Origin of the sequence: Sphingomonas sp. PAMC 26605 (assembly GCF_000241485.1) — a bacterium.
Classification (GTDB): Bacteria; Pseudomonadota; Alphaproteobacteria; order Sphingomonadales; family Sphingomonadaceae; genus Sphingomonas.
Genome location: NZ_JH584254.1, coordinates 1 through 2,512 on the forward strand (window position 1 = coordinate 1; position 2,512 = coordinate 2,512).

The following is a 2,512-nucleotide window of genomic DNA, read 5'->3' on the forward strand; positions in this document are numbered from 1 at the left end:
GTAACCGTCCGACGTAGGCCGCGGCGTAGCGTCTCAATTGTGATATGGACTCCTCAGAAGGGAGCTGGCAGATGTCTGAGCCTGAGATTGACGTCGAGCTGATCGACGATGCGGTGCTCGCGCTGATGTTTCTGACGCTGCACAAGGGGCGGGATTGGGAGCCTTGGCGTGCCTGGAAGTCGTTTGATTGGGCCGCGCTGGGGCGGTTGCATGAGAAGGATCTCATTCTCGATCCGGTCGGCAAGGCGAAGTCGGTAGTGCTTACGGACGAATGTCATCGGCGGTGCGAGGAGGCCTACCACCGCCTCTTTGCCAAGCGGGTCGATCAGGCTGCGACAGGAAGCTGAGCGGCGGCCGGCGTCCAATTCCAAGGGAGGAGTTCGTGGAGCCTGGCCTGCGGGATGTCCGCGATCTGACCAAGCGCATCGGCGAGCCAGGCGAGCGGGTCGACATCGTTGAGCTTGGCGGTGCCGATCAACGTGTACATGAAGGCGGCGCGCTCACCGCCGCGGTCGGAGCCGACGAACAGCCATGACTTCCGCCCGAGCGCGATACCTCTGAGCGCTCGTTCCGCGGCATTGTTGGTGAGACAGATCCGGCCGTCGTCAAGGAACGCGGCAAAGGCGCCCCAGTCCTTGAGCATATAGTCCATCACCTTGCCGACGTCATCGTGGCGCGACAGGGCAGCGCGCTTGTCGCGCATCCACGTTTCGAGTTCGGCGACTGCCGGCGCCGCCAACTCCTGGCGGACGGCAAAGCGGTCGGCCTGCGACCGCCCGTTGATGGCGCGCTCGATGTCGAAGATCCGATCGATGCGCTGCACGGCCTCAAGTGCCAGCGGCGAGATCACCACGCGTTTCTTGCCACGCCGCTTGGTCAGCGCGGCGATGTCCGCCAGCTCGAAGAAGTAACGGCGAGCATGAGCCCAGCACAAAGCGCGGGTGAGCGGTCCAGGCTTTCGCCCAGGCTTGAACAGCTCATTGTAGCCCGCATAGGCATCCGCCTGGAGGATGCCGCTGTAATTGGCCAGATGGGACTGCGGATGCCGTCCTTCGCGGTCACGCGAGTAATAAAACAGTGCGACCGGCGGCGCGCCCCCGCCGAAGGGCGCGTCGTCGCGAACATATCCCCAGATCCGGCCGGTGTCAGTTTTGCCTTTGGCCTGCACCGGTATCGTCGTGTCGTCGCCGTGGAGCCGTTCGGCAGCTAAGCCATGCGCCTCGATGATCATGTGAAGCGGCTTGAGCGCCACCATCGCGGCGCCGACCTGATCAGCCATGGTCGACAGTGCAATCTCGACGCCTTCACGCGCATAGCGGTCGCGCTGCCGGTTCAGCGGCTGGTGCATACCATATTTGTCGAAGAGGATGGACGCGAGCAGGTGAGGCCCGAACATGCCGCGCGGCGTGACATGGAACGGTGCCGGCGGTTGTGTGATGGTCTCGCAGTTCCGGCAGGAGAACCGCTCGCGCACCGTCTCGATGACCTTCATGCGCGCAGGCACCTTCTCCAAGGTGCTGGTGACGTCCTCGCCAAGCTTGGAGAGATCATCCGAACCGCAGCAAGGGCAATGCTCAGGCGCCGCAACGATGACGCGCTCACGGGGCAGATGGTCGGGAAAGCTGCGTGGCGTGCGCTTGCGCACGAAGCCCTGCACCGTCGTAGTCCTGGCCGCAGCGATCTGCGCCAGGCGCTCGTCCTCCGCAGCGGTTTCTTCGAGCTCGACGAAGGCGAGTTCCATCTGGTCGATGAGGCGCTCACTGCGTTCGGATCGCGCACCATACATGGCGCGCCGCATCTTCTCGGCTTGCAACTCCAGCAGGGCATTACGTGCGAGTAGATCAGAGTTTTCGGCGCGGATGTTGGCCAGTTCGGCCTCGACTTCCAGCGCACGTGCCACAGCAGCGGCGGCCACTTGCCTGGCCCGCGCAAGCTCTTCCCGGAGCTGGTCTGAAGGCTCCCCAGTCACGTCTGGATGTTACCAGAATCTCCCGGTTTTCCGAAGCTCTTTCGTTGCCGGAAAGGTCATCCGACCATGGTTGGACGCCAGCTTTTCTGCGGGTTTCGCCAGTCGATCCCTTCGAGCAGACAGGCCATTGCCGACGCCGTGATGGCAACGACGCCGTCACTTGCCGACGGCCAGACGAAGCGTCCCTGCTCAAGCCGTTTTGCGTAGAGCGACATGCCCGTACCGTCATGCCAGAGGATCTTCACCAGCGAGCCCGCGCGACCACGAAACACGTAGATGTCGCCGACATGCGGATCTCGTTTTAGCGTTTGCTGCACCTGGAGCGCGAGGCCGCGCATGCCTTTTCGCATGTCGGTGCGACCAAGGGCGATCCAGATCCGTACGTCGCTGGGAACAGGTATCATCGCCGCAGCGCTCGCAGTGCCGCGTTTATCAGCGCGGCGGGCGCATCCGGCATGATGCGCACCGTCGCGTCCTGGACCTCGATGACGATAACCGGCGTAGCAACTGGCTCGCTCGAATGCCCCGTCACCACAACCGGGA

At 63.5% G+C, this 2,512-nt stretch carries 3 protein-coding genes; 1 reads left to right on the forward strand and 2 read right to left on the reverse strand.

The window, feature by feature from the left end:
* The first annotated feature begins 71 nt into the window (after positions 1-71).
* Entirely contained in the window at positions 72-347 is a 276-nt protein-coding gene (locus tag RH90_RS21850) for a DUF6429 family protein (RefSeq protein ID WP_010189259.1), read from the forward strand.
* Here the strand turns inward: RH90_RS21850 and tnpC are convergent.
* Both tnpC and tnpB read right to left on the reverse strand, forming a co-directional pair.
* Positions 326-1,969, reverse strand: coding sequence for an IS66 family transposase (tnpC, locus tag RH90_RS21855; protein ID WP_029625604.1), 1,644 nt, complete (start codon positions 1,967-1,969; stop codon positions 326-328). The two genes, RH90_RS21850 and tnpC, sit on opposite strands and share 22 nt — an antisense overlap.
* 56 nt (positions 1,970-2,025) lie before the next feature.
* Complete coding sequence (gene tnpB / locus RH90_RS21860; protein WP_010189263.1) at positions 2,026-2,373, reverse strand: IS66 family insertion sequence element accessory protein TnpB; 348 nt, start codon at positions 2,371-2,373, stop codon at positions 2,026-2,028.
* Between the last annotated feature and the right edge of the window lie 139 nt (positions 2,374-2,512).